The sequence below is a fragment of the Halobacillus sp. HZG1 genome (assembly GCF_035818575.1).
Taxonomy (GTDB): domain Bacteria; phylum Bacillota; class Bacilli; order Bacillales; family Halobacillaceae; genus Halobacillus; species Halobacillus litoralis.
In genome coordinates, this window is sequence record NZ_JAYLVQ010000070.1 from 83941 (window position 1) to 109455 (window position 25515).

Annotated in this window: 32 protein-coding genes and 2 riboswitches; of the genes, 9 read left to right on the top strand and 23 right to left on the bottom strand. The window is 42.4% G+C overall.

Annotated features, from left to right (window positions below; genetic code table 11):
* Window positions 1-18: 18 nt before the first annotated feature.
* A complete protein-coding gene (locus tag VKA52_RS13605; RefSeq protein WP_160914787.1) occupies window positions 19-210 on the top strand; it encodes a hypothetical protein in 192 nt (63 codons plus the stop codon).
* A gap of 1 nt (window position 211) precedes the next feature.
* On the opposite strand, the gene VKA52_RS13610 is transcribed toward VKA52_RS13605, so the two are convergent.
* Both VKA52_RS13610 and VKA52_RS13615 read right to left on the bottom strand, forming a co-directional pair.
* Window positions 212-766, bottom strand: coding sequence for a GNAT family N-acetyltransferase (locus tag VKA52_RS13610; RefSeq protein ID WP_326316038.1), 555 nt, complete (start codon window positions 764-766; stop codon window positions 212-214).
* A 107-nt stretch (window positions 767-873) separates the two neighbouring features.
* Window positions 874-1149: a CD3324 family protein gene (locus VKA52_RS13615; protein ID WP_326316039.1), complete on the bottom strand. Its 276-nt coding sequence runs from the start codon at window positions 1147-1149 to the stop codon at window positions 874-876.
* Between the two features lie 53 nt (window positions 1150-1202).
* On the opposite strand from VKA52_RS13615, the gene VKA52_RS13620 reads away from it, so the two are divergent.
* Window positions 1203-1514: a hypothetical protein gene (locus VKA52_RS13620; RefSeq protein ID WP_326316040.1), complete on the top strand. Its 312-nt coding sequence runs from the start codon at window positions 1203-1205 to the stop codon at window positions 1512-1514.
* A 99-nt stretch (window positions 1515-1613) separates the two neighbouring features.
* Here the strand turns inward: VKA52_RS13620 and VKA52_RS13625 are convergent, their stop codons facing one another.
* From VKA52_RS13625 to VKA52_RS13635, 3 genes are read right to left on the bottom strand one after another with little or no spacing between them, the layout of a single operon-like run.
* On the bottom strand, window positions 1614-2219 hold the full coding sequence (locus VKA52_RS13625; RefSeq protein ID WP_326316041.1) for an ABC-2 transporter permease: 606 nt from the start codon (window positions 2217-2219) through the stop codon (window positions 1614-1616).
* Window positions 2212-3078: an ABC transporter ATP-binding protein gene (locus VKA52_RS13630; RefSeq protein ID WP_326316042.1), complete on the bottom strand. Its 867-nt coding sequence runs from the start codon at window positions 3076-3078 to the stop codon at window positions 2212-2214. Before VKA52_RS13630 ends, VKA52_RS13625 begins: the two co-directional genes overlap by 8 nt.
* Window positions 3079-3082: 4 nt before the next feature.
* Window positions 3083-3454 (bottom strand): GntR family transcriptional regulator, encoded by a 372-nt coding sequence (locus tag VKA52_RS13635; protein WP_326316043.1) that lies wholly within the window; start codon window positions 3452-3454, stop codon window positions 3083-3085.
* A gap of 224 nt (window positions 3455-3678) precedes the next feature.
* Here VKA52_RS13635 and VKA52_RS13640 point away from each other — a divergent pair, with 224 nt between their 5' ends.
* The gene (locus VKA52_RS13640; protein WP_326316044.1) at window positions 3679-4890 is read left to right on the top strand and encodes an Nramp family divalent metal transporter; all 1212 of its coding nucleotides are present in this window, start codon (window positions 3679-3681) and stop codon (window positions 4888-4890) included.
* 263 nt (window positions 4891-5153) lie between these two features.
* On the opposite strand, the gene VKA52_RS13645 is transcribed toward VKA52_RS13640, so the two are convergent.
* Window positions 5154-6071 carry a branched-chain amino acid transaminase gene (locus VKA52_RS13645; protein WP_326316217.1) on the bottom strand — a complete coding sequence of 306 codons (918 nt, stop codon included), beginning with the start codon at window positions 6069-6071 and terminating at the stop codon, window positions 5154-5156.
* A gap of 369 nt (window positions 6072-6440) precedes the next feature.
* The gene (locus tag VKA52_RS13650; RefSeq protein ID WP_326316045.1) at window positions 6441-6929 is read right to left on the bottom strand and encodes a GNAT family N-acetyltransferase; all 489 of its coding nucleotides are present in this window, start codon (window positions 6927-6929) and stop codon (window positions 6441-6443) included.
* 298 nt (window positions 6930-7227) lie between these two features.
* Here VKA52_RS13650 and VKA52_RS13655 point away from each other — a divergent pair, with 298 nt between their 5' ends.
* Complete coding sequence (locus VKA52_RS13655; protein WP_160914768.1) at window positions 7228-7551, top strand: hypothetical protein; 324 nt, start codon at window positions 7228-7230, stop codon at window positions 7549-7551.
* 128 nt (window positions 7552-7679) lie between these two features.
* Here VKA52_RS13655 and VKA52_RS13660 read toward each other — a convergent pair whose 3' ends face one another.
* Complete coding sequence (locus VKA52_RS13660) at window positions 7680-8267, bottom strand: GNAT family N-acetyltransferase (protein WP_326316046.1); 588 nt, start codon at window positions 8265-8267, stop codon at window positions 7680-7682.
* 6 nt (window positions 8268-8273) lie between these two features.
* Window positions 8274-8999: a hypothetical protein gene (locus VKA52_RS13665; protein WP_326316047.1), complete on the bottom strand. Its 726-nt coding sequence runs from the start codon at window positions 8997-8999 to the stop codon at window positions 8274-8276.
* A gap of 349 nt (window positions 9000-9348) precedes the next feature.
* Window positions 9349-9453: riboswitch (SAM riboswitch) on the top strand.
* Window positions 9454-9629: 176 nt separating this feature from the next.
* Here VKA52_RS13665 and VKA52_RS13670 point away from each other — a divergent pair.
* Both VKA52_RS13670 and VKA52_RS13675 read left to right on the top strand, forming a co-directional pair.
* The gene (locus VKA52_RS13670) at window positions 9630-10679 is read left to right on the top strand and encodes a homocysteine S-methyltransferase family protein (RefSeq protein ID WP_326316048.1); all 1050 of its coding nucleotides are present in this window, start codon (window positions 9630-9632) and stop codon (window positions 10677-10679) included.
* A gap of 194 nt (window positions 10680-10873) precedes the next feature.
* Window positions 10874-11326 carry a hypothetical protein gene (locus VKA52_RS13675; RefSeq protein WP_326316049.1) on the top strand — a complete coding sequence of 151 codons (453 nt, stop codon included), beginning with the start codon at window positions 10874-10876 and terminating at the stop codon, window positions 11324-11326.
* Window positions 11327-11439: 113 nt separating this feature from the next.
* Here the strand turns inward: VKA52_RS13675 and VKA52_RS13680 are convergent, their stop codons facing one another.
* From VKA52_RS13680 to VKA52_RS13720, 9 genes are all read right to left on the bottom strand, one after another.
* Window positions 11440-11769: a DUF4257 domain-containing protein gene (locus tag VKA52_RS13680; RefSeq protein WP_160914758.1), complete on the bottom strand. Its 330-nt coding sequence runs from the start codon at window positions 11767-11769 to the stop codon at window positions 11440-11442.
* 218 nt (window positions 11770-11987) lie between these two features.
* Entirely contained in the window at window positions 11988-12272 is a 285-nt protein-coding gene (locus tag VKA52_RS13685; protein ID WP_326316050.1) for a hypothetical protein, read from the bottom strand.
* A 336-nt stretch (window positions 12273-12608) separates the two neighbouring features.
* Complete coding sequence (locus VKA52_RS13690; protein ID WP_326316051.1) at window positions 12609-13103, bottom strand: phosphoribosylanthranilate isomerase; 495 nt, start codon at window positions 13101-13103, stop codon at window positions 12609-12611.
* A gap of 77 nt (window positions 13104-13180) precedes the next feature.
* The gene (locus VKA52_RS13695; protein ID WP_326316052.1) at window positions 13181-14425 is read right to left on the bottom strand and encodes an MFS transporter; all 1245 of its coding nucleotides are present in this window, start codon (window positions 14423-14425) and stop codon (window positions 13181-13183) included.
* Between the two features lie 173 nt (window positions 14426-14598).
* Window positions 14599-14772 (bottom strand): hypothetical protein, encoded by a 174-nt coding sequence (locus VKA52_RS13700; protein WP_326316053.1) that lies wholly within the window; start codon window positions 14770-14772, stop codon window positions 14599-14601.
* A gap of 274 nt (window positions 14773-15046) precedes the next feature.
* On the bottom strand, window positions 15047-15544 hold the full coding sequence (locus tag VKA52_RS13705; protein WP_326316054.1) for a hypothetical protein: 498 nt from the start codon (window positions 15542-15544) through the stop codon (window positions 15047-15049).
* Between the two features lie 471 nt (window positions 15545-16015).
* Complete coding sequence (locus VKA52_RS13710) at window positions 16016-16390, bottom strand: VOC family protein (RefSeq protein ID WP_326316055.1); 375 nt, start codon at window positions 16388-16390, stop codon at window positions 16016-16018.
* Window positions 16391-16500: 110 nt separating this feature from the next.
* Window positions 16501-17073 (bottom strand): hypothetical protein, encoded by a 573-nt coding sequence (locus VKA52_RS13715; RefSeq protein ID WP_326316056.1) that lies wholly within the window; start codon window positions 17071-17073, stop codon window positions 16501-16503.
* 191 nt (window positions 17074-17264) lie between these two features.
* Window positions 17265-17426, bottom strand: a complete 162-nt coding sequence (locus VKA52_RS13720) for a hypothetical protein (protein ID WP_326316057.1) — start codon at window positions 17424-17426, stop codon at window positions 17265-17267.
* A 121-nt stretch (window positions 17427-17547) separates the two neighbouring features.
* On the opposite strand from VKA52_RS13720, the gene VKA52_RS13725 reads away from it, so the two are divergent.
* Window positions 17548-18270: a 3-ketoacyl-ACP reductase gene (locus VKA52_RS13725; protein WP_326316058.1), complete on the top strand. Its 723-nt coding sequence runs from the start codon at window positions 17548-17550 to the stop codon at window positions 18268-18270.
* Between the two features lie 208 nt (window positions 18271-18478).
* On the opposite strand, the gene VKA52_RS13730 is transcribed toward VKA52_RS13725, so the two are convergent.
* From VKA52_RS13730 to VKA52_RS13740, 3 genes are read right to left on the bottom strand one after another with little or no spacing between them, the layout of a single operon-like run.
* Complete coding sequence (locus tag VKA52_RS13730; protein WP_206945307.1) at window positions 18479-19303, bottom strand: MetQ/NlpA family ABC transporter substrate-binding protein; 825 nt, start codon at window positions 19301-19303, stop codon at window positions 18479-18481.
* 22 nt (window positions 19304-19325) lie between these two features.
* Window positions 19326-19988, bottom strand: a complete 663-nt coding sequence (locus VKA52_RS13735) for a methionine ABC transporter permease (protein ID WP_160914734.1) — start codon at window positions 19986-19988, stop codon at window positions 19326-19328.
* Complete coding sequence (locus tag VKA52_RS13740) at window positions 19948-20991, bottom strand: methionine ABC transporter ATP-binding protein (protein ID WP_326316059.1); 1044 nt, start codon at window positions 20989-20991, stop codon at window positions 19948-19950. The genes VKA52_RS13735 and VKA52_RS13740 overlap by 41 nt, the downstream gene beginning before the upstream one ends.
* Before the next feature lie 87 nt (window positions 20992-21078).
* Window positions 21079-21184, bottom strand: a riboswitch (SAM riboswitch).
* Window positions 21185-21328: 144 nt separating this feature from the next.
* Between VKA52_RS13740 and VKA52_RS13745 the strand changes: the two genes are divergently transcribed.
* Complete coding sequence (locus VKA52_RS13745) at window positions 21329-22399, top strand: iron-containing alcohol dehydrogenase family protein (RefSeq protein WP_326316060.1); 1071 nt, start codon at window positions 21329-21331, stop codon at window positions 22397-22399.
* 5 nt (window positions 22400-22404) lie between these two features.
* On the opposite strand, the gene VKA52_RS13750 is transcribed toward VKA52_RS13745, so the two are convergent.
* Together VKA52_RS13750 and VKA52_RS13755 are read right to left on the bottom strand one after the other, a co-directional pair.
* Entirely contained in the window at window positions 22405-23736 is a 1332-nt protein-coding gene (locus tag VKA52_RS13750) for an NAD(FAD)-utilizing dehydrogenase (protein ID WP_326316061.1), read from the bottom strand.
* Between the two features lie 4 nt (window positions 23737-23740).
* Window positions 23741-24313: a GNAT family N-acetyltransferase gene (locus tag VKA52_RS13755; protein WP_326316062.1), complete on the bottom strand. Its 573-nt coding sequence runs from the start codon at window positions 24311-24313 to the stop codon at window positions 23741-23743.
* 138 nt (window positions 24314-24451) lie between these two features.
* On the opposite strand from VKA52_RS13755, the gene VKA52_RS13760 reads away from it, so the two are divergent.
* Window positions 24452-25360 (top strand): DMT family transporter, encoded by a 909-nt coding sequence (locus VKA52_RS13760; RefSeq protein ID WP_326316063.1) that lies wholly within the window; start codon window positions 24452-24454, stop codon window positions 25358-25360.
* Window positions 25361-25515 lie beyond the last annotated feature (155 nt).

Below are 25515 nucleotides of genomic sequence, written 5' to 3' on the forward strand. Positions count from 1 at the left end.
TAAAAAGGAGGCTTTCCTATGGAAGTACTGGCTGTAGTTTTAATCGCTATCGGAATCATAGCTGTCCGGGTCATCAGCTTTTTTTACCCTGATTGGAAAGCAATTAAAGGAGAGCACTTATCTGAACGGAAACGTTTAGGCTACAGTTTGGCAGGCATCGGCATCTTACTTTTCATGTATATTCTAAGTCAATTTCTTATCAGGCTGTAGGTCATGGAGACTCGTAAAATTCCCGCTTCAGGATACTCATTACTATGGAGTCATGATACTTCCCATCGTAAAACAAGTCTTCTCTCAACCTGCCTTCTTCTCGAAAACCTAACTTTTGATAACATTTCCATGCTCTCTCATTGAATGAAAACACATCCAGTCCGATCCTGTTCATATTCAACATCTCAAACCCATACCGTATCAATAATGACAGGGAGGCGGTACCATACCCTTGCCCCCAATTATTTTTATCAAAAATTGAAATCCTCACGACAGATTTTCTGTTTTGATAATCGATGTCCAGCATAGCGATATCTCCAATTATTTGGTCCGTCTCCTGTAAACAGATGACAAGATCGATCCTTAAATCATCCAATGCGATTCGATCGAACCAGTTTTGGACCCCTTGTCGACTGAACACCGCTTGTGTGCCCGTAAGCCTTCTTCCTTCTCTATCCCAGAGAGCTTTTGTATAAAATAAACCGAGATCCTCCTGTTCCAATGGCCTTAAATAAACCCGCTCGTCCTCTAACAGTTTTATACTGTCTTTCCCCATAACCCTTCCTCCTTTATCGATCCTGGTCTTATCATAACGGTAAACAGGAGACTAATAATAGGAAGAGTTTTATTTAGAATAGAAACCATCAAAAAGAGATTACCTGTTCAGGTAATCTCTTTTCGGGAATAGATGATTTTTTTAATGGTTTCTACGGACAGATGGTAATTGCATGAAATCTCTTCCAATGACTTTCCATCCGAATATTCTTCTTTGATCATCCTGTTTCTTTCCGTCAATTCTTCTCTAATGCCTGTCCGCGCCCCCCACTTTCCGCGGTTACTCGCAGATTTGGGCACATAAAGGGTCTCCCCTTGGATATATTTCTGGACTTCTTTTAACAACTCGGCCGGTAAAGCTTCTTTGGCATTCACATATTTCATTTATCGCCAGCTCCTTATTTTTATGTTCAATAAATAATAAGGGGCAAAGCCAAATGAATAAGCGATCTTATGACGATATTAACCCATTGATCCCCATGCAAAGAATCGCCATCTATTCACAGGCTTTGCATGAGTTGCTCTCGTCTTCCCCACCGGGGTATAAAAGTTCTCCATATCGTTCACCTCCGTCGATGGGTGATCTTTTTTCGGTAACCATCATCTCAAAATATTCTGAAGAAAACAACGAATTAGAGAAAGGATTCATTCCTTGTTCTTCTCAATTAATTCAAATAAAGGTCCAACCCCAGGTTTTCTGTAATTTTAGCGGAATGTGTTTAGCTGGGAGAAGTTTCAAAAGTTTATAAAAGGACGACATTCCTGCTATTCTAACTCTGGCTTAAGTACGTTAGATTGAATGTCGACGATGAGCTATAGAGAATGCCTCCCTACAATTATTCTTACTTTTAGAAAGCTTTTCTTTGATAAATCTTTTGTGAGAAGCCCCACGATAAACAATAAACGATCAACGCACTGAGCAATGCTCCGATATATAAAGTCTCGCCGGATAAGTTTGCGAGAAATTGTGACAAAGGCGTCAAATATTTTCCTACGTAGTTAAGGATGGAAGGACCGATCCCTGCTAACACAAGAAAAGAAATCAATACGATTGTAAATATATAGCCCTGCTTGAATATGTAAAACAGTGGAAATGTGAATGCGGAAAAGGTTAAGAACAACCCGCTTCCAATGGCCATATCTCTCATCGTAAATGGTTTATCCAATAAAAATAATGCCAGACTTGATAGGCCAATGGCCAAAATCATATACAAGACAGCACCTAGATAACGTGAGGCGATAATCTCCTTTCTTGTATAAGGCAAAGAATTCAATAAAACGTTTGTCTCCGCTTTTTCATCATAAGCATACGCGTTAAAAGGAATGAAGATACTCGCCACAAGAAATGTCATGATTGGGTGGGAATTCATAAAAATGAAGAACAAAATAAATGGAATAAAGAAAAGCAGCTGTCTCTTCTGCAAAATGACATCACGGCGAATTAAGTTAAACATACTGCCTCTCCCCTTTCATGAAATACATAATCTCCTCAAGAGACGCTCGTTCGATGACAACAGAATTTCCGAAGGTATCTTCCACTGCTTTCACACGATCCGTTAAGGCTTGAAAACCTGTTTGAAATCGATGGACATGGACAAAATCCTTCTCCGTGTCCCGATCCAGAAGGTCCAAAGGCCCCTTAACTAAGGCATATTGGTCAGAGATGTCCTGGATGGAATGATTGAAGACCAATTTCCCTCGCTGGATAAACGCTATATAATCGGCGATTCGATCTAAATCTGTCGTCATATGGGTCGATAAAAATATCGTTCTCTTCCCATCCACCATAATCTCCTGCAAGAGCTCCAGAAGCTCTCTTCTAAAATTGGGATCCAATCCGGCCGTCGGCTCATCCATGATGATCAACTCAGCATGATGCGATAATGCGATTGCCAGGGACGCTTTCATCTGCATTCCTTTTGAAAAGGTTTTTATGGCTTTGTTGAGAGGCAAATCAAACTGATTCACATATTTATAAAATAAATCATCGTCCCATTGACTATAAGCAGGGCCAACGATTCTTCTTATATCTTTTAAATTCAATCCCTCAAAATACACATTCCCATCGTATACGAAGCCGATACGCTCCTTTATTTCTTTCTCATGTGTCCTGAAGTCTAATCCGAAAACCTTAACTTCCCCAGCATCCGGCTTTAATAGATTCATCATCATTTTTATCGTTGTTGACTTTCCGGCTCCATTTTCTCCGATGAAACCAGTAATTAAGCCTTGCTTCACTTGTAAATCGATGTTTTCTACAGAAAACCCCTTGAACTTCTTTGTTGCATTTCTTAATTCAATCACATTCTCCATCATTTCACTCCTCATATAAGGTAGTTAATAATTGCTGTAAATCATCAAGTGTAAGCCCAAGCTCCCGGCTGTTGGCTATGACGGCACTCAGCTGATCCTCCATCGCTTTAAACTTTCTCTCTTTTATGACCTCTAAATTTTGCTCAGCGACGAATGATCCTTTGCCCACGATAGAGTAAGTAAAACCTGCCTTCTCCAGTTCTTCATACGCGCGTTTTGTTGTAATCACACTTATCTGTAAATCTTTGGCCAATTGACGGATGGAAGGTAACGCCATTCCTTCATGCAGGTCACCTGCTAAGATAGAAGATTTAATCTGATTTGTAATTTGTTCATAAATCGGCTCTTTGGACCTATTGGATATAATGATCTGCATTGTCATCCCTCTTTTTCATTCCTGTCTATTGAATATAATGTACATATACTATATACACATTATATACACACGAATAGCCATAATCAACTATTATTTGAATAATTTTACACAAGTGAAAATGCCCGTTGGAGACAGGATTCAAATTCCATTTTTAGGGAATTGAATCAGTGAAAGTTCATATGTACGGTTCTTATTCAGACCAGTATCACGAAAGGAGATAATGAATGGCGAAAAAAGGGAAGTTCAAGAGGCGGATGAAGAATATTGGGCCGGGTGCTATTGTAGCTGCAGCCATTGTTGGTCCAGGAACGGTGACGACAGCGAGTAATGTTGGAGCGCAGTTTGGCTATGCATTGATTTGGGCCTTGATTTTTTCCGTTATGGCTACGATGTTTCTTCAGGAGATGGTGACTAGATTAGGGGTCATTACAAGAAAGGATTTAAGTACGATATTGCGAGAACAATTTTCCCATCCCGTGCTGAAATGGTTGACGATTTGTTTGATCATCTCGGCTATTGTCATTGGAAGTGCGGCTTATGAAGCGGGGAATATTGTTGGCGGGGCTTTGGGGTTAGCTGCATTGACACGACTTTCCACTGAAATTGTGGCTATCATCATAGGCTTGATGGCCGGTACTCTATTATGGATCGGGAAATATAAAATTATTGAACGCGTTTTTATTGTACTGATTCTGACAATGACACTGAGCTTTGTCATTACAGCTATTGTCATCCAGCCGGAATTATCTGCGATTATAACGGAGGGGCTGGTCCCTAAGGTTTCTACTGGCAACACTTTATTTATTATATCGCTTATCGGGACAACCATCGTTCCCTACACCTTATTCTTACAATCTTCTGTCGTACAAGAGCGTTTCAAAGGAGAAGAAGAGTTGAACGACAGCCGTTTTGATGTGGTTACTACAATCACCATTTGCGGAATCATCTCTGTTGCGATCATCATTACGGCCGCTGCCGCTTTCCCATTGGGTACAGAAATACAAAACCCAAGTGTCATGGCGGACCAATTGAAGCCACTACTTGGATCATGGGCTAAATATGTATTTGGTATCGGTATTTTTGCTGCCGGAATATCTTCTGCTATGACAGCGCCTTTAGCATCTGCTTACGCTACTGCAGGCGCTTTAGGATGGGAAAGGAATTTACGTTCAACGAAATTTCGCCTGGTTTGGATTGGAGTGCTTCTTGTAGGTACTATTTTTGCCAGTCTGGGTTATGACCCGATCCAGCTGATTGTTTTTGCTCAATATGCCAATGGATTGATTCTACCCTTTATCGTTTTATTCCTTTTGATTGCTATGAATAATCGAGAAACACTAAGTAACCACGTCAATGCCCTGTGGTTAAATATTGTGGGCGTGTTGATTCTCCTTATCACTGTTACATTATCATTGATTTCTTTCGGTATTTTTTAACGCAGTAAAATAAGGATCGTGCCTATTTTCTCATCACTTGAATGCTAACTTTCTGGTGATTGTCATTTATTATGATTGGTCTTCCTTACTAAGCGGGTGAAAATTTTCAAGTTGTTTGAGAACATATTATTTATATGGTCCTCTGCCATTTTTGGTCTGTTGGCTTAAATAAAGCTATCCGCTCCTACACCTCTAAGAAATGATGATCATGAAACGATCAAGGTGAGATCTTAAACGTGTTCAAAACCTTAGGAATAAATAAATCAGCTAAACTTCTCTTCTTTTTCATACACAGGAGTACAATAATTCATATAAGAAGGCAGATTCCCACGCACAATTAATTGATAGATTTCTTGAGCTTTCTTTGTCATTGGGCCCACCTGCCCGCTTCCAATCACTCTACGATCGATCTCGGTTACAGGTTTAATCCCCATCGCTGTTCCTGTTAAAAACACTTCATCCGCTTCATATAATTCGACCCTTGTTAAACTTTGCTCACGTACTTGTATGTTCATCTCTTTCATAAAAATTTGGGCGGTTGTATCTCTGGTGATCCCTGGAAGAATGTCATCTGATACAGGAGGAGTGTACACTTGACCATCTCGGATAATGAATAGATTTGCCGTCGCTTCCTCACTGACATTGCCTTCTGCGGTTAACAGGATTGCTCCATCAAATCCATTGGTCGCCGCTTCTTCACTCGCCAAAGCAGAATTCATATAGCCTGCGGTGGGTTTGGTTTGAGGAGGAATCATATTACTGCCTATTCTGGTCCATGAAGAAATACAGACCTTCAAATATGGCTTCGGTTCATATTCAGTATAGTGTGTATAGATAGCCAGATGATTGAAAGGATCATTTAAATCCGGACGCAACGTATTGGCTCCCTTGAAACAAATGGGGCGGATGTAAACATCCTGAGTGACTCGATTCAAGAGTAGCAACTGTTTCGTTATGGAAGACAATTGGTCTACGGTATAAGGGATGTTTATAAACAAACTCTTCCCGGATCCGTGCAACCTTTTCATGTGATCCTCTAATCGAAAGATAAACAATTGCTCTTTCTCATCGTTCCAAAAAGCCCGAATTCCATCCAGGCAGCCTAATCCATAATTAAGACCTTTATTCTTTACACTTACACTCAACAAACGTTCATCTACGAATCGATCTTTATCAAACATTAAGACCACAGCACCCACACCTTTTCATAGAACTTATAACCAAATGAATTCCACATACCTCATGACTGATGTAATGAACATCATGAATGAAAGGCTGCCAAACCATACTTCTATAAAAGAAAAGGATCCCTTTGTTTCGCATTCCCAAATATCACATCTGGATTGATTTGTATAACATATGTTTCAATAAACGAATAAACACCCTTACCCAAGTACTTATATCCTTGGATTCTCAACTTTCCTTCCATCAAAAAGCGATATGTTCACCGCAAGAACATACGATTAGTAAGATTCAACATCCCGCTGAAATCTTAGCATGAACGCTCCCTCTAGACGATTCGATTCTGCGAGATCGTGGAGGATCTCTTTTTAAGTGTCCCTTTCATTGAACACCATCTCCATTTTTCTGCTCTTGGTTGTCATTCCGAGGGACCTGTAGAATTCGATGGCTGATGGATTGCTCTCAGATACTCCCAATTCAACACTTTCAACGTTAAGGCTTTTTCCAAAATCAAAAACATAGGCCGCAAGCTTCCTTCCGACACCTTTGTTCCTATACGTTTCAGCCACGCTTAAACTATTGATAGTTAATACTTTCCTCGCTCGGACAAAAGAATTTTCAGGTATTTCTTCTTCCTGCGTCACGATCACTCCTATGATCTCCTTGCCTGTGACCGCCACAAAAAGGTGTTGCTTGTTATCCTTCACCTGGTTTTCATAAAACGCTTGTTGAACCGGAGTCGAATTCTTTTTGTACACATCCGGCCTTGCCTGCACATGGAATTCGTGAACCTGCCTGAATAAAGGCAATAATGATTCATAATCGTTCAGCTCGGCGTTTCTAATACTGATGTCCATATATCCTACCTCTCAATTCTAATAGATTTGAACTTTGGTTCACCCCAACCCCTTGAAGTCTAGTGGTTAACCCTACTTGGCTAAGTTTAACATCATTATCCATACACCCTATTGTTCACTGGGGCATTAAGTATAAAAATGTCAGAATAGATGGCTGGCTCCCATCTTTTATATGTAATCAAGAGGGTCTATAGTCTATTTTCTCTACGATATTGAGGACAAGCAGGTTATTAATCTATACAAGAATGCATGCGACCTCATAGAATAATATATCTTGCAACAGGGGAGGTGTATTTTTGTGAATAACAACCCTAATTATAGAAGTTGTAACTCTTATGATCATAATGATGCGACAACCTGTAATTGTTGTGTTACTGGTTTGGCTCATATCATTTCCAGTCGATTTTGTTGTGGGGATACTATCGGGATCACCTTTTTCGTAGATGAAGGTGCAGGAATATTTACAGGTAGATTCAGAAGCTTGGAAAACTATGTCCTTGAAATTGAAGATCTGCTCGTACCTGGGACAACTAGTTTTGTACCTCTTTGTGACATCGGTAGTATCGAGAAGGGGCTCCCTCTTCAGGAGCAGCCTCTTCAAATTAGTAAAAAGAAAGAGTAACGATCCTCCACTTTAATGAATATGGAATAAAATCTACTAAATGACAGAGGTAAATAATAAGGGGGTCACTTCATAAGTGATCCCCTTATTATTTGTAGTAATAAAATTAAAGAGCATGAAAAAAGCACTTATATGGATTCTTTACAATACTCCATAAACCAACAATCTTTATACTCCCCTTCGTGGAACTCACGATTTGGCAGAAGCTTAACTTTTTTAAAACCACATTTCTCATAGCACCGGATCGCCCGCATATTGCTTGTCTGCGGGTCCATGACGACCCGATCAGCTTTTTTATTTTCGATGAGGAATTGAACCATGGATGTAACAAGTAATGTCCCTAACCCTTTATTCCAATGTTCTATTTCACCAATAAATTGGTCGATTCCATACACATTCCCGTTGGTCAATCCATACACATTTTTTGCTTTATCATCTAGTTGATAAAATTGTATGTATCCTATCCCTTTGCCTCCAAACTCTACCAGACATTTATCTTTAAAATCCCCCGAACTATAAAATACTTGATTCACTTTCGCTAAATCAAAAGGTTGATCTCTACCTTCATAAAATTCAAGTACCGTCGGGTCTGAAAGCCACTTTGCTAACAAGTATTTATCTTCTTCTTTTAACTTACGGACGTTTACGTTTCCTTTTTGAAACAATGTCATCTCCCCCGTGGAGCCGATTTTCGTTTTCCATTTATTTACTATCATTCGAACCTAAGGTAAATGGTGTACATCTGCTTTGTCATCGACTCTCGTCCTTTTATCTACTTCCATGCATTCAATTTCAGCATTTGCTTGAAGTGCTTCCAGCATCTTTTTGTTTCCACCGAATAACGTGAAATTGAAGTCTATTCCTGTGAAGAGGCACCAGTTCTTGCTTTCCGGGTACCAATAATTCGGGAAATCGTGCACCTCTTCATAACCAGTGAACTGTTCAACCTCCGTTAATTCTCCTCGATACAAATACCCATAGCCATGATTTTCCTCATACCTCTTCACCTTAACTAGATCATATTGAAAATAACAGGGGACGCCTGTAAAGGGCTGCAGTACGCGAACGACTTCTGGAACCAATTTCTCATCCATGGTATCTTCTGCTGGTCCGAGAATATATCTGGGGTAACCACCTAACCAATGATAAATCGATGCGAAGCTAAACTCTTTTGTGTATCGTAGTTCATAGGCTTCAGCCAGATCTTTCATAAGGATGCGCTCACCAAAATTAAAGCTCACTTCTTCATCCGGGTTACATTGACTCCACAAGATGCTGGTATCTTTGATATTTTCATCGAGGTAGATTGGATGCATGAGTTTAGCGTAATGAGTGAATCGGCTCGGGATAAAGTTTTCCACCCTGCTCCCTACCCCATTTTCAAAATCTATTCGTTCTGTTTCATCAATGATCCATTGAAATGTTGTGAAATCCTTTATTCTATTCATCTCCTCATCACCTTTACGAGTAAGCTACAGCCTCATGCATACTGAAACTGTTACCAGGAACAGACTGGGAATCCTCTCCCTTTCGTCTACTAAATCCAAGATTACCATAAGTTTCTAATTTTTTGGAGAGAGCTTTCTTCACCTCCAATCGAGTGCTATTTTCATGAATAAGTCTACGAACACACTCAGAAGCACCAAAACGCAAGGCCCAGTGATCCATCCAAACCCTGCAAGCACTTTCATAAAAGTAATCCGAAACTTTTTCTGAAAATTCTATTGATTCTTATTCCGATTTCCTGTAATGTAAATCGCAAGCGAAATTGTTTTTCCAAAAACTACATATCCATCAAACTTATCCAGAGAGGTGTAGGGACTGGCCCTTTGATACCTCAGCCACCAGCCATTGGCACGGTGCTAAATCCAGAAGGTAGTTGTTATACCTTGAAGATAAGGAGACTCTTTATATATAAAGGACCCCCTTATCCAGGGAGGTCCTTTTATTTTTTTCGAAAAAGAGCTCTCGGGCGCAAAATGATGGAGTCCCTCACAGACAGAAAGTCACCGTGTCTAAAGAGGACATTCGCTTACTAAATAAATAACTCTTACAAAATGGAAAGGTTGTGCAAGGACATGAAAAGATCATTAGAACAAAGGTTACAAGATGGACCCGTGATTTGTGGAGAAGGATACTTATTTGAGCTCGAGCGAAGAGGCTATTTACAGGCCGGATCGTTTGTACCTGAGGTGGCTCTCGATAACCCACAGGCTCTTAAACAAACCTACCGCGACTATATGCTCGCAGGCTCTGACGTCGTCTTAGCCTTTACCTATAATGGCCATCGCGAGAAGATGAGAATCATCGGCAAAGAGGAATTGCTGGAGCCGCTTAACCGTCAGGCGATCCGCCTGGCCAAAGAAGTCGCCAAGGAGCACCCTGAAGAAGAAGCACTCGTTGCGGGGAACATTTCCAATACGAATCTGTTCAATCCGGATGATCCTGAAGCTGTTGAAAAAACGAGGAGCATGTTTGCCGAGATGATCGGCTGGTGTAAGGAAGAAGGCGTAGATTTTGTGAACGGCGAAACCTTCTATTATTATGAAGAAGCGCTGATCGCCCTCGAGGAAATTCAAAAGCAGGACCTGCCTGCTGTGATCACCTTCGGTCTGATGGGCGAAAATATTCTCCGAGATGGTTACGAAGTGGAAGAAGCCTGCCGCTTATTAGAAGAAAAAGGAGCGCTTGTCGTCGGGATGAACTGCTTCCGCGGACCAGCGACGATGCAGCCGTATGTAGAGAAAATCCGTCAGACGGTGGACGGATATGTAGGTGCCCTTCCCATTCCTTACCGGACGACAGAAGAACACCCGACCTTCTTCAACCTGCCGGATGGTGGATGTGCTTGTACACTCCCAACGGAAACCACGTTCCCTACGTCCCTGGATCCGCTCTACACGAACCGGTATGAACTCGCAGAGTGGGCCAAAGAAGCGCAAAGCATTGGCGTGAACTACTTTGGACTCTGCTGTGGAGCTTCCCCTGCCATGCTCCGGGAAGTAGCAGAAACCGTCGGCCGCAAAGCTGTGAACTCCACGTATTCCCCGGATATGGAAAAACACTTCCTGTTCGGCAAAGACGACACGCTGCAGGATCACATCACCTCTTATAAAACGAAAGCTTAAGTGAAAACACGTATTCCAATAGACAAAAGAGCCCGCAAAAATGCGGGCTCTTTTGTCTATTCACTTCACTAAACCCGGCTTGTTTATGACTTATTTTCAAGATATATTTGTGTAGGTAAAGAAAAGTGGAGGTTAGTCAAAATCGACAGATCGAGTATGGATATCAGGACAATAGGTAAGAAGGAGTGTAGCAATTGCGGAATTTCCTAGCCGTTTTAATCGTTTGGAACCTTGCCTTTCTGATGCTGCTTCCAAGGTTCACAACATCACCGGGAATTCCATATGATAAGCACTATTTCGAATTTCCGCTGGAAGAAATACATGGCACTTACATAGCATTGTTTCTTCTCCTGCTGGTCGTACTCTTCCCGTTATCCCTGGTCATCAATAAAATGGTGAAGCGGTTGGAAGTAGGAAAGTTTTTCATAAAGCTGGGTCTATATTTGCCCTTGTGCTCTACGGTATGGATTTTATTTTTTCCTTATCTTACTTTCGGAAATGAAATGATCATAGTGGTCGTATCGTTTGCCATGATCTATGAATTACTTGGAAAGTTGAATCAGCAGACGATAAAAAAGCTGGTCAAAGCAGCGCTCGCTGTCAGCTTTGTGGTTGCATCTGTCTTTTACTTTGGGTTTAGCTTATGAGAATTCCATTTAAGGATTGACCAGAGGCGTTTTGTTTGAGGAGTAGATAAAAGTGAGGATACGAGTGGGGATTTCTTTCGAAAGAAAAAATAAGGATTGGACCAGTTGAGCATTTATTTTAATCTCTGATTGATACGATCCAATCCTTCTACTTTCGCTTTCTCTACATTCAATTCCCTTTTTAATAACACATTTTCGGCTGTCATCCCCGCTAATATAGAGATTCCAATAAGCGATCTTAACGCATCCGACTCAGGGGTCAGATAGGTGACGGCGAAAATGGAAGCGGCCGCCCCAATAAAGAAATCTGCCAGGAACCCTAGATAAATTCCCTTGGGACGTGCTCTTTTTTTAGGAAAAATCAGAACTTTTCCATTTCTCATCAAATGAGCGACAATACCTGTCAGTCCTCCAATACACCCCGCAATGATTAGTGTATTCATAAGAAATTTTCCCCCTAGACTAAAAGAGCGGCAGTTGGTAGAAACTTAGAAACATACGCTACTATGCACTAAATCCTCAACCAAGCTCGCCGCTCCGTTTAAGTCCGTTATTTTTTTAAATACAGGTCTCCCACTATAATGAACACCTTGACTATAGTTTACACTATTATTATCAGAAAATAAATACTATTTTGCAAATTTTTGACTGCAATAACAACTTATGTCAGCTTACTATAATGAATTCTATTTAACCACTCATGGATCTGGTCTTCATAATACCTTACTTCCTTTTTCGACGTTGCCTCAATTAACTCCTTTCTCAACCGTTGATACTCTTCCAATTGGGGTTTCGTTATGGAATGTTCGTCGGCTGATTGAAGGTTGTCCAAATAAAGTTGGATTTCCCCGAAATAATAGCGGCTCTCCTCTATCGACACAGCATTTTTAAAGGAATGTATAAGGTTGTCATAGGTCTCTTTATCTTTATCGTTCATCATATTCAATCATCGGCACCTCCTCTGGATTTTTACTTAACCGGAAACATCTCGATGGAAAAAACCACAAAAAGCAAGGTCCCCTTCTAATACTCCGTCCATTTACTCCTGAATACCGATTTATACTTCATACCCATTATACAAGATTTTCTAACGGATATTGTTAGTCCTTCATCATTTATCAAATATTTTTAAACTTAATTTAATCGAACGAAAAGAATGTAACATCGAATTTTAAAACCCTTAAATCCATGACATATTTTTTATAGGGAAAGCAGGCGGTCGATGATCTTTTCGGTGACATCCATGAGAATAAACCATGGCCCCGTAGAGTAACCTCTTCCGTTAGATGATTCCTTTTAAGACATCAATTTTTCTAAAGTCTTTACGATTATTGTTATCCGCCCGGTAACTATCCTTGGATGAAGATTCATAAACCCTAAGATATTGCTCTCGGTTCAGTAAATAATATGTGGCCTCTCCCCAATGATGCATCTCCAATTCATTCAGGTGGATGCCTGCGAAACTCGGCAGCGTATCCATGATTCCAAACTCAACCGATAACCCCAGTTTTGCAAACTCATGTTCATGCAGATCAACCAAAGTATAATCCATCGAATTCATCACCGTTACAATATCATCCCAGTTATGTATGTTCGATTCAGGAGATACCTCCCATCCCCTTTTATCCCCTGGAACATGAATATCCAAGTCCTGGGCTTCCCAATTCATGTTTGTTATGACTTCAAGTCCCACCGATCCCATCAACAATGGAATGATTTTTATATCATTTAGTTTTTGTGCAATTGTAAGAAATTCCCTGAATTTGTAATTATCCATACGCCACTCCTGTTTTCTTTATTTCTTTAGATGATTCGTAAACACTGTACTTCATACTCCCTGTTCAGCTAACGATTTCAAGACGTATTTTTAAGTACGGATCGATCTTCAAAGTAATCCGATTTGTCTGGCATAAGAACGAGCTTGATCTGCCACATGCTTACGAACAGCATTAATGTCGAGGCACCAATAATGCTGTACCTAATGGGAATGATCTCCCCTGTGAAACCAATTAGAAGAATAAAAAGAATCTGTAGTAAGCTCTGGAAAATACCGAATATACTTGAAATTCTGCCCATCATCCCTACGGGTACGTTGTTCTGGTAAAATGTCATAAATCCAGTCCCTGAAAAGGAATTGAAAAAACCTAAGACCATGAACCCCAGGGCTACTGACACAAAGGAAAAGGAAAAAGCATAAACGAGATAGCCGATCGAAACCATCAAATAGCCACTGATCATTAAAGCCTTTATGGATATTCGTTTAGCAAGGGAGGAAACCACAGCCGCCCCTAAAATAGAACCGACTCCTGTGAGACTTATAAGCAAACCGTAATCTGTTTCAGATAAACCTAATTCCTGTTGGGTAAAAACAACTTCCTGGGCATCCATACCAAGGGCGATGATCATAAAAAACTGCGCCAGGAAGTACACTTTTACAATGAATCGGTGATTGTGACTGTATTTAAACACTTCACCCCAGTCACTTTTAAGCATTTGGAAACTAATCTTTTGCACTGTTCGATTAGTGCTAGCATTTACGTCTGGTAAGAAATACACCATGATAGCTGATATAACAAAAGAAACAGCGTTCAGCCATATGGAGATATTAACAGAAGTAACGAGGAGTAAGGCTCCGGAAATAGCCGGACCGACTAAAAAAGCACTCGAAGTAATCAAACTTCTAAAAGAATTGAACTGCTTTCTGTCATCCGCAGGAATAGCATAGGTGATGTATGTAAGGGCGGCAGGTTCAAAAAACGCTTTAGAAACAGATAAAAATAACAGACATATGTAAATCGGCAAGACGGATTGGAAGAAAGGAATCATAGCTACCAGTGCCGCCCTGAGAATATCAGTTCCAATCATGATCCTTCGGATGTTCAGCCGGTCAATTAGACTTCCAGACCAGAATTTAGTCAGTAAGGAAGCGATCGGTCCCATCATCCATAAACCGGCGACGGCAGCGGCTGAGCCAGTAAGCTTTAACACTAAAACATTGATGGCTACAAGGTAAATAAAGTCTCCTAATGTAGAGATGCCCAATCCAAATAGGAGCAGGAGAGAGTTCTTTCTTTGCATGACGTTTGATTTTCTAATCATACCACCTCGCTTCATTACACCTTTCTACACCATTTGGAAAAGTAAAGGCTCTATTGGATTTTCATTCTACACGTTCAATCTTACCTTGGTCACTTTACATCATGTAAACTTACTAAGTAGTGTTCGATCGCTATCTTGTAGCAGCGACACCTGAGAAACAAAACCGTGAATAACTATTTTTCATTGTTCCTTGCAAAGAAAACTTGCCAATACGCGATTAAAGTAACAGGGATCACTAATACGACCTGTCCTAATCCACCTACATCCACATCAAAGAGCGGATAGATCAACAAACTCACTCCATAAATATAGAGCGGGATACCTATGATTTTAAGGACAGTTACCATATAACCTCTCCTTCTAATCGCCCATTTTACTAAAACGGATAGTTTCATTAAAAAACGTCTTTGCACTTAGTGGCACGGCCTGCGCAATTACATATGTTTACTTCTCCATTATTTAATCAATGACAGGACCACTGGGGTAAGTTTAACATAATTAACCATTTAACTAATTCATTTTTTGAGCAAAACGTCCGGTACTAGGCTTATCACAAATAAGAGAGCCCACATTCATGCCGGCTCTCTTACATACTCTTTTGATTCTCTAATTCTTGATAGCTTAACGGGAAGTCTGTGTATCATCTTTAATAAATATATTCCCTACGTAATGGGCCTCGTTACTTCCATCTTTAAATGAAGCTTCAAAAATATAATTCCCTTCTTCCGTCGGAAACTGAAATTCTCTTTGCTCATTCATCTCAATTTCGGTTTTTTCTCCATTTTTCCATAGAACAGCTGAGATCGTTGGGGCCGACCATATATCTCCGCCATTTTCTTTATTCTCTTTAAAATCTAAAGAAGCGTCCTGGCCCGGGAAAACTTTTATTTCCTCTTGTGATTGTGCATATTCTTCGATATCTTCTATCGTTTCTTCTACTTTCCCGCTTGATGAATACCAATGGATATTCGCTTCTGGTAATTGTACAGATTGACTAAGCACGTGAGCCTCTATATTTAAATGAGCCGTCGGAACCCCAACATCATAATCTTCACCAATACATCCTGCCAGTACAGAAATCAAAAACAAGCCTGCAAATAATATCAGAGTTTTTTTCATAACCATACACCACTCCTTAGATCGCTACTGCCAAACCTCTAAGTTCCACGGCTTTTGTAGAAGGTTTTGTTCTATCAGTCTAATAGCTCCATACCTCGATATATTTCAGTCTTATGTAATTAAAGATCTAAAGATTTATTGAACTACATCCTTTGTTATTGAAGACTCGATGTTAAGATATTATGGGCAACCTACACCTCTTCCGCAGGTTCAAAAAAAGCAGGAAGTCTCCCCTGCTTTTCTATACCAGCGATAATATGGTCACCATGGAGGACTGCATTATTGTAGATCATCCAAGGGAGTGGCGTTGAATAATAAATGAAAAAGATGTGGAAGCAGAATTCGCCACTAAAACAAATTCCTGTTTCGAGTGATATGTATGTAAACCCTAAAAAGTCCCCATATACTTTGGCTACCTTCAAGTTTCCATTTCCACTCTTATCACAAATCTTCCACTTCCATAGCCTCTTATTATGATCGATGTTGATCGATTAAAATGGGGTTGCCATCCGGGTCCTCTAATGTAATATGGGCCGGCCCTTCTGTAGATTCATCAGTTTCTTTAATCAGTTCTACTCCCTTTTCCTTCAGTTCTTTTTGCAAATCACGAACATCTGTAAAACCGTTCAGCTCTTCAGCATTATTATTCCACCCTGGATTGAAAGTCAAAATGTTTTTCTCAAACATGCCCTGAAACAACCCGATCACCTTGTCCCCATTTTTCATGATCAGCCAATTCTGATCTATATTTCCTCCAGTGGCTGCAAACCCGAGGTTTTCGTAAAATTCTTTGGATCGATGGATGTCTTTCACATTTAAACTAACGGAAAATGCTCCTAATTCCATTACTTTTCCTCCTTATGAGTGGCTTACATAATATTTCTATTTTCCTTCCAAAATACCTTCTCGTTAACCTCTTTTAACGAACTAATCACTGACTTCCACTAATTGTTCGCTTAATGATCTTCCTTCCAACCAATTTCTTTAATAATAACAGCGATCACTTCTTTTTCATTAAACCCAAACTCTATATTTATCCTATTGTCTTTATCAAAATATCCAAGGGTATTCAAGCCACTTTCAACCCTTTCGTAATAGTTCTCACCGTATTCTTTAATTACCTGTTTTTTTGTATCCCCGACTTTAATTTCTTTGGCAGTTTCATAGATTTTGGAGTTTTCGTGTGTTCTCCGAACGAATAATCGAATTACCTTGTCATCGACAAACCCAAACTCCACCCCATCGTAACTTAAATATTTTGATTTTGGATCTTCTATTTCCTCGACTTCCATTGGCTTTCCAAAAGTGTTTAGTACATCGTCCTCAGAAGAATGTATTGATATAGAATCGATATTTTCACCAGAGAGGTCAATCCCCTCTGTTCTTTCATAAAAATCCATTGTTCCCTGTTCACATCCTATTAAAAGGAACAACAGAATCATAGTTGAAATGACAGTTGTAATTTTCAAATTTATCCTCAAAATGATTCCCTCATTTTTAATAGTTGGAATATTTAACCATATGTTCAAAACCATTATTCATGAATACCGCTGGTTAGCCCACTTTATTAAGTGCTCCATCTCAGGCTTCTACCCTATGATTCGGTTTAAAAGTGTACAACAAAACATTCAATAGACTTACAGGGAATAAAGCGATGTATAGATAGAACGAAACAGGATTGCCACTCATTCCGAACTCATCCACGAAAAAAACCGCTGCTTTACAGGCAGACGCTGCCCATAATTAAGCTCATCGATGTAATGAAGAAGAGTGTCCATCCATTCACCTTCTCTTCCTTTTGAAACATGATAAATAGAGTAAGCAGTACGGAGGCCGTCACTAATAATAGAAAGAGTGGTCTCAAAAGCTCAAAAGTTTCCATAAAATCCCTCATCCCTATCCTAGTCTATCAAAGGATTCCTCCTGAAGGTAGATGCTATCTTTTGCTTTCAAAAAAGGAAACTCTTAGACTTGAAGAAAGAATAGGTAAAGGAGTGAGTATCATGGCACAAGAAATCAAAGGAAAAATCGCTTATGTTACCGGTGCAGGTCGCGGAATCGGAAAGGCTACGGCTTTGCAGTTGGCAAAAGAAGGCGTTCATGTCGGGTTGATCGCCCGGACCGAAAGCCGTCTTGAGGAGGTTGCAGAAGAAGCCCGTTCCTATGGTGTACAGGCAGCAGTGGCATCCGCTGACATTTCTGACCTTGAAGAAGTTGAAAAAGCCATACAGCAGTTAAAAGAAGAAATTGGTGAAGCGGACATTCTCATCAACAATGCAGGGATCGGTGTTTACGGGAAGTTCCTTGATCTCGAGCCGGAAGAATGGAAACGGACGTTTGAGGTGAACGTTTATGGTACATACCATGTCACGAGAGCGGTCCTGCCAATGATGAAGGAGAAAAACCAAGGGGATATCATCAATATTTCTTCAAGCAGCGGGCTTAAAGGGACGGCCGGTTCTACGGCTTACAGTGGGTCGAAGTTCGCTCTTCAAGGCATGATGGAAGCGCTCATGCAGGAAGTAAGAAGAGATAATATCCGCGTCTTCACCTTAAACCCGAGTCTTGTCGCGACAGAACTCGCTTTAGGCGAAGACATGGAAGGTCAGGATAAAGAGAAGTACATGCAGCCCGAGGACCTTGCTGAGTACATGGTTTCTCAATTGAAATTACACCCTAGAATCTTCATCAAACAGTCGCTTCAATGGGCGACCAATCCTTTTTAAATCAGGCACAATACCTGGCAGGATTAAATTCAAAGAAATTAATGATGAGCATAGTGAGAATCGCCTGAATCATAAAGATCCAGGCGGTTCTTTTTTTATGAACGTACTCTCCGATGATTGAAGTAATGTTGACCTGTTCCAAACAAAGCGGATGGTTGTCTGGAACGATATAAAAAAGAGGCTGACGAGTGAACGTCAGCCTTCCTTTCTATTCTTTCATCCACTGTGGTTTTCCGAAGCCTTTAAATTCTTCATCGATGATTTTTTCAAACTCCTCTGACTCCACCACTTCTTTAATATCTTTCACAAATTGAGCGTCCAAATCTTCCGTCTTCACTGCGACGCGATTCCGGTAATCATCAGGCATGTCTTCCAAAGCTAGAGCATTCAGAAGGTCCATTCCGGCTGCCAAAGCATAGTTCCCTGGAACCATGGACAAATCTTCGCTATCAACGAGTCGAGGCAATTGCCCTGCTTCAACTTCGACAAACTTGATGTCTTTCTTATTCTTCGTGATGTCGTTCAATGATGCACGTAAAGGATCGACACTGTCATCAACCTCAACAAGGCCTTCATCTTCAAGCACAATCAATGCACGGGCAAGATTCGTCGGATCGTTCGGTACGCCCATCGTGCTTCCTTCTTCAATACTCTCGATATCCTCGTATGTATTGGAATAAATCCCCATTGGTGCGGTCGGTACGATGATGACTTCGGATAGATCCAGGTTGTTTTCCTTGGCGAACGACTCTAAGTAAATTTTATGTTGAAAAAGGTTGGCGTCCAAATCTCCATTGGCAAGGGCTTTGTTTGGTTGAACATAGTCTGTGAATTCTTTGTTCGTCACCTCGTATCCCTTTTCTTCCAACAATGGAGCGATCGCTTTCGTGACCATGTCGCTGTACGGTCCAGCCGTAGCGCCGAATCGGATCGTGTCTTTTCCAGAAGCGTCCGCACTTTCTTCTTCCTCCCCGCATGCTGCTAGAAAGGCAATGGATAATAATGTAACACCTAACAAAATGAGTTTTTTCATGATGGTACCTCCTAAGTTTTCTTCAATTCTTTTTTACCGTTTTGGCAATGTAATCGCCTGTGTATTGAACAATTTGTACAAGAACAATAAGCAGGATGACGGTTGTAAACATGACAAAATTATCGTAACGGTAGTAACCATACCTAATCGCCAGGTCTCCAATTCCACCGCCCCCGATGGCCCCTGCCATGGCCGAGTAACCGATCAAACTGATGGCAGTGATGGTCAATCCGCTGATCAGCCCCGGTTTGATTTCCGGGAAAATGATATCTTTGATGATCAACCAAGGAGAAGCCCCGCAGGCGATGGCCGCTTCGATCACCCCTTTGTCAATATCACGCGCCGATGATTCCACAATCCTTGCGTAAAAAGGGATCGCAGCTACAGAAAGGGCTACGGATGCCGCCACCGGCCCTGTCGTTGTTCCGATCAGGAAGTTGGTAAAAGGAAAAAGAAAGACGAGTAAAATGATGAACGGAACCGAACGGATCAGGTTCACTACGACGCCGACGATGCTTTTGATCGTTCGATTCTCCAAAAATAAATCACGGTCTGTCACAAACAGAAGTAATCCAAGCGGAAGCCCTGCAATTAAAGCGACGAGGAGTCCGATACCTACCATGATCAGTGTTTCCAGGAATGATTTATTCAGCTCTGGCCAGAGATTGATCAGCTGTTCGATCATCTTGCAGCACCTCCACTTCTCCAAGTTTCCCTTTCAAATCATCGATCGCCTGTTTAACAACTTTCTGTTCTCCAGTCAATTCCATGACAAAGTTACCGAGCGCCTGGTCCTGGATGTAATCGATCTTCCCGTGGAGAATATTGGCCCGTACTTTAAATCCTTGCAAGAGGTCTGACACAATCGATTCGTTCGCCGAGTCCCCTTTGAACGTCATATGTACGATGGTCCCCTTTCTTTCCGAGAGAATCTTTTCCGGGATCCGGAAGTCGATCACCGTTTGAATGAAGCGTTTCGTCAGTTCGTTTTCAGGTGCTGCAAAAATTTCGTACGTAGACCCCTGCTCTACGATTTTTCCGTCTTCCATCACGGCACAGCGATCGCAGATTTCTTTCACGACTTCCATTTCATGGGTAATGAGAACGATTGTGAGTCCGAGTTTGCGGTTGATCTTTCTTAACAACTTCAGTATGGATTGTGTCGTGTTCGGGTCCAGAGCAGAAGTGGCTTCATCACATAAAAGCACCTTCGGGTCATTGGCGAGCGCTCTCGCAATGCTCACTCTCTGTTTTTGACCTCCACTTAACTGGGCGGGATACGCATCAGCTTTATCTGACAGACCGACAAGGTCCAAGAGCTCCTGGGCCCTCCTTTTTCTTTCCTGGCGGTTGACGCCTGAAGCCTTTAAAGCGAAGGCGACATTTTCCAAAACGGTTTTCGCCATCGCCAGGTGGAAACCCTGAAAGATCATCCCGATGGATTGCCTCGCCTTCCTCAGGTCTTTAGGATTCAATGTCATGAGATCGATTCCATCAACCATGACCTTCCCTTTTGTCGGGCGTTCCAGAATGTTCATGCATCTCAGCAGCGTACTTTTACCAGCTCCGCTGTACCCGACGACTCCGAAAATCTCACCTTTCTTGATGTCCAAGGAGACGTCATCGACTCCGATTACGGTTTTCTCCTTGGATGGATAGACTTTGCTCAGTTGTTCCAATGAAATCATCGGCTTCCCCCTTCATTTAACAAATTCAAGTCCTACAAAAAAACTCCCGCCCTTTAGGGAGAGAGTTTCGCATGAAAGACTGCTAAACTCTTATCTCCCAGAATAAAAATATTCTGCAGGAATTAGCACCACTCCAAATGGAAGGTTGCTGTGATCTCTACGGGCCTTTTCCCTCAATCACTCTTGATAAGAATTTCGTTTATGTTTTAACACTTTAACGCAAGTGATAGGTTTTGTAAATAATTTTCTCAATTTTTTCAATTATATTTTTTCTCCGTTGACATGGCATTTTAAGGTATGGATAATAATGGTCATATCTTAGAGGGAGGAATTTTGAATGGAAACGATCCAAGTACAAGGGGCGCCGACTTATTACCGTTGCGAACCCGGCCTTTTGCAAAAAGTACCTGAACTCGTGAAGGATGAAACGTTCACGCATGGGACCATCATCCATGGAAGCGATTCATGGAGCATGGCCAAACCTTACATCCCTGAATTTCCATTTGCTGTCGAAACCATCCTCTATGAAGGGGAATGCACACATAAAGAAGTGAAAAGGATCGCGGAGAAAATCACAACCACAGATGTCCTGATCGGTGTCGGAGGAGGGAAAATCCTCGACCTTGCGAAAGCATGCGGGGCTCACCTGGACCTGCCTGTGATTCTGATCCCCACCCTGGTATCCAACTGTGCCGCATGGACGCCTTTGAGCGTTTTTTACGATGAAGATGGGAATTTCCTTGAATATATCATTTACAAAAGAAGTACATACATGGTCATCGTCGATCCGGATATGCTCGCTACCTCACCAGTAGAATACCTCCGTGCAGGGATTGGAGATACGATCGCCAAATGGTATGAGGCCGATGTCCTGACGAGCCATATACAAGAAAAGCCTCTCCCCTTGGAAATGGCTCTCCACGCTGCAAAATTGTGCAGAGACGTTCTATTCCAGGAAGGAAAAGACGCTGTAGTAGCCAATGAAAACGCTCAATGCACGTCCTCATTTACACGAGTCACTGAAACGATCATCATGGCTGGAGGTATGGTCGGGGGTTTTGGAGATGGTTACGGTCGTATATCCGGCGCGCACTCCATCCACAACGGCCTGACGAAAGTGCCCGGAACACATAAGTTTTTACATGGAGAAAAAGTAGCCTACGGCATCCTTGTCCAGCTGGCTCTTGAAGGGAAAACCGATCAAATCGAGCAGCTGATTCCCTTTTACAAATCCATGCGGCTCCCTCTCACGCTCAAAGAGCTGGATGTAGATTCCCTGGAGGATATCGAGACCATTTCCTACTATGCCACTCGTCCCAGCGAATCGATTCACCTGATGGGAATTCAAACGCAAGCCCAAGTGAAAGAAGCAATCCTAACCGTAGAAAAAAGCTTAGCCTCCTTGTAAAAAGGCTAAGCTTCCATACAGCGGGCTAAGTAAATGCCACTCGCTGCCGCCTGCGACAAAGAGTGTGTCTCCCCGGAGCAGTCCCCGATCAAATACAATCCTTGCAGCTCCGTTTCAAAATGCTCATCTGTAAAGATCTTCGCTTCATAGAATTTGCTGTCCATTCCATATAGGATGGTGTCACGATCGATTTTCTCTCCCAGCAGCCCTTCCAATGCCTCAAAAAACTCAAGAAGCGCTTCTAAATAAAGAGGCGGAACTTCATTTTGGAGATCTCCTGCTTCTGCTTCCAGCGAAGGATGGATCACTTCTGAATCAAGACGAATCGACGTTTTTCCTGCCAATAGATCTCCCAACTTCTGAGCCACAATCCTGTCCTGCCCTTGATTGATACCACCAATGACACGATGAGCTTGTGCCATAGCTTCGGCTTGATTTTTGAAATACCGCGGTACGAAAAGAGTGAAATTCAAATTCTGACTCGGTTCCTCCTCGTTCTTATTCTGACCATCTGCCATCACCAGGCCATGCTGATACTTGCGTATGATTCTCCCGCGTGGATTCATGCAGTAAGTGGTCGCTGAAAAGCGTTCGTTTATGTAATGCAGTTTCGTTTCAAACGTTTCCTGAAGGATGGCATCAAGCTGATTGCCGCGCATCTCCACCCGAATCCCGAGATCCAACCGTGTCTCGCCCGCTCTCAGCCCTAAATCCTGAGTCATGGATTTCAGCCATTCTCCCCCGCTCATGCCTGTTGCGAACACTACTTTCCTGCTTTGGAACCGCCCGTGGTTGGTATCAATGGAAAATCGACCGCTTTCTTTTGTGACCGCCGTCACATCCGCTTCGAAGGTAAATGTCATCCGTTCAGCCATCACCTCATACATGCTTTGAAAAACCCCTCGGGCGAGCTGCGTTCCCAGGTGGCGGACTTCTGTTGAGAAAACCCGTAAAGAGTGCTGGGCGGCTTTTTTGGAGAGTTTCTCATTTTTCGTACTATATTTTTCCACAAGGTCACCACCATAAGAACATAAAAGCTCATCGACTTCTTCCATGAGCGAGAGCGTTGCCTCTTCCCCGATCTTCTTTCCCAGTTGTCCTCCGAAGTCGTTCGTATAATTGAATTTCCCTTCCGATTTGCCCAACCCGGCAAATCCTATGTAGCGGTCGCACGGGCCTTCACAGGTACAGCCATCCTGCTGCAATCCACACGTCCGTTCAACCAGAGGTTTTCCTTTATCGATCACATGGATGTTCACATCCGGATGTTCCTTGACTAACGTGTGAGCAAGGAATACTCCGCTGACGCCGGCACCAATGATCGTGATGTCATACACGGGATCACTCCCCTTTTTCACGGACTTTGGCATAGATACACGTATCGGTTAAACTCTTCCCATCGACAGAGAGATCGTCGTTGCGCAGGATTCCTTCCAGTTCAAAGCCGAGAGATTCCGGGATGGCGCGGCTTCTTTTGTTTTCCGATTCACAGCGGATTTCCACCCGCGCTCCCCCCAGGTCATGCAACGCATAGGTCGTCAAAGCTTCCACCGCTTCCCGCATGTATCCTTTTCCACTATGAGCGGTATCCATCCAGTAGCCTAGTTCAAACTTCGGCACATCCCAGTCCATTCGATGAAAACCTGTCGAACCGACGAAGGTCATATCCTCTTTTAGAAAAACGAGATACCTCAGGTTCTGCCGGAGCAGGAACTTCGCGTGCGCTTCTCTTGCGTTCGATTCCGTATCTTCGACGGTCGGTGTCTCCTGGACGAATCCGAGCCATGGTTTCAGTTCATTCACAGATCTCTGGATCGCCGCATTGACTGCTGTTCCATCTCCTGGCTCCGGCATTTTCAGGACCAGCCGTTCGGTTTCGATGTGTGTTTTAATATCTCTCATAACTGGATTCATTGTTCCATCCCCTTGTGTTTCGATTTCATCCTTATCCTCTATCAAACAAGAATTTCTATTTTTTTGCAACAGCTATATTCAAACCTTTCTAAATTTTTGTATAATAGACGGACATTCATGGAAGAAGGAGGGATCCAGGTGACGAGAAACCGCGCGTTTATCCTCATATTTCTCGGCGCATCCCTATGGGGGATCATCGGCCTGTTTGTGAACGAATTGTACGAATATGGCCTCTCCCCCATCCAGGTCGTCGCTCTCCGGGTGACCTCTGCGATGGTGATGCTGTTCAGTTATATCCTCGTTTCCAATACAGCACTTTTGAAAATAAAGCCCGCGGATACAAGCTACTTCTTCGGCACAGGGGTCATCAGCATCGCCCTGTTCAACTGGTGTCTGTTCAGCGCGATCGAAGCCACTTCGATGTCGATCGCTTTCGTGCTCCTCTATACAGCGCCTGTTTTCGTGACCATCTTTTCGAGGATGTTCTTCAAAGAAACGTGGACAGGAAGAAAACTGATGGCTCTTGTCACCACGTTTATCGGTTGTACATTCGTCATCGGGTTGCTTCCGGAATTGGAAGCTTCCTTGTCGCTGGCCGGCTTCCTGTTCGGACTGGGTTCCGGCTTGTTTTACGCGCTTTACAGCATCTTCGGAAAGGTCGTTTTGAAGAAGTATCCATCCTTGACGGTTACCTTTTACACGTTCGTCTTTGCAACGATCGCTGTCGTTCCTTTCAGCCGTCTATGGAACGATGCAGATGTCCTGACTGATGGGCGGGTATGGCTTTTGATCCTCGGCCTTGGGCTCATCTCGACGGTTATGCCCTTTCTTCTTTACACGAAAGGGCTACAGCATGTGGAATCGAGCCGCGCTTCCATCGTCGCCACCATTGAACCGGTCGTCGCGACCCTTGTCGGGTACTTCGTTTATGCGGAAGTGATGACGGTCTACCAATATGCCGGCGTCGTGCTCGTCCTTTTATCAGTCATCATAGTGAATGAATCGAAAAAGAAGACGGCTCGGTACAAGGAGAAGTCCGCTTCTTGATCGTTCAGTCACTTTGAGGTGGCGTTAGGTCGCTTTCGTGGTGCGTTAGGGCACTTTGACTTCCCGTTAAGTCACTTTGGTCGTGCGTTAGGGCACTTTAGCGCTCCGTTAAGTCACTTTGCCATATCAAAAAACCAGCTCCCCAAGAGGAAGCT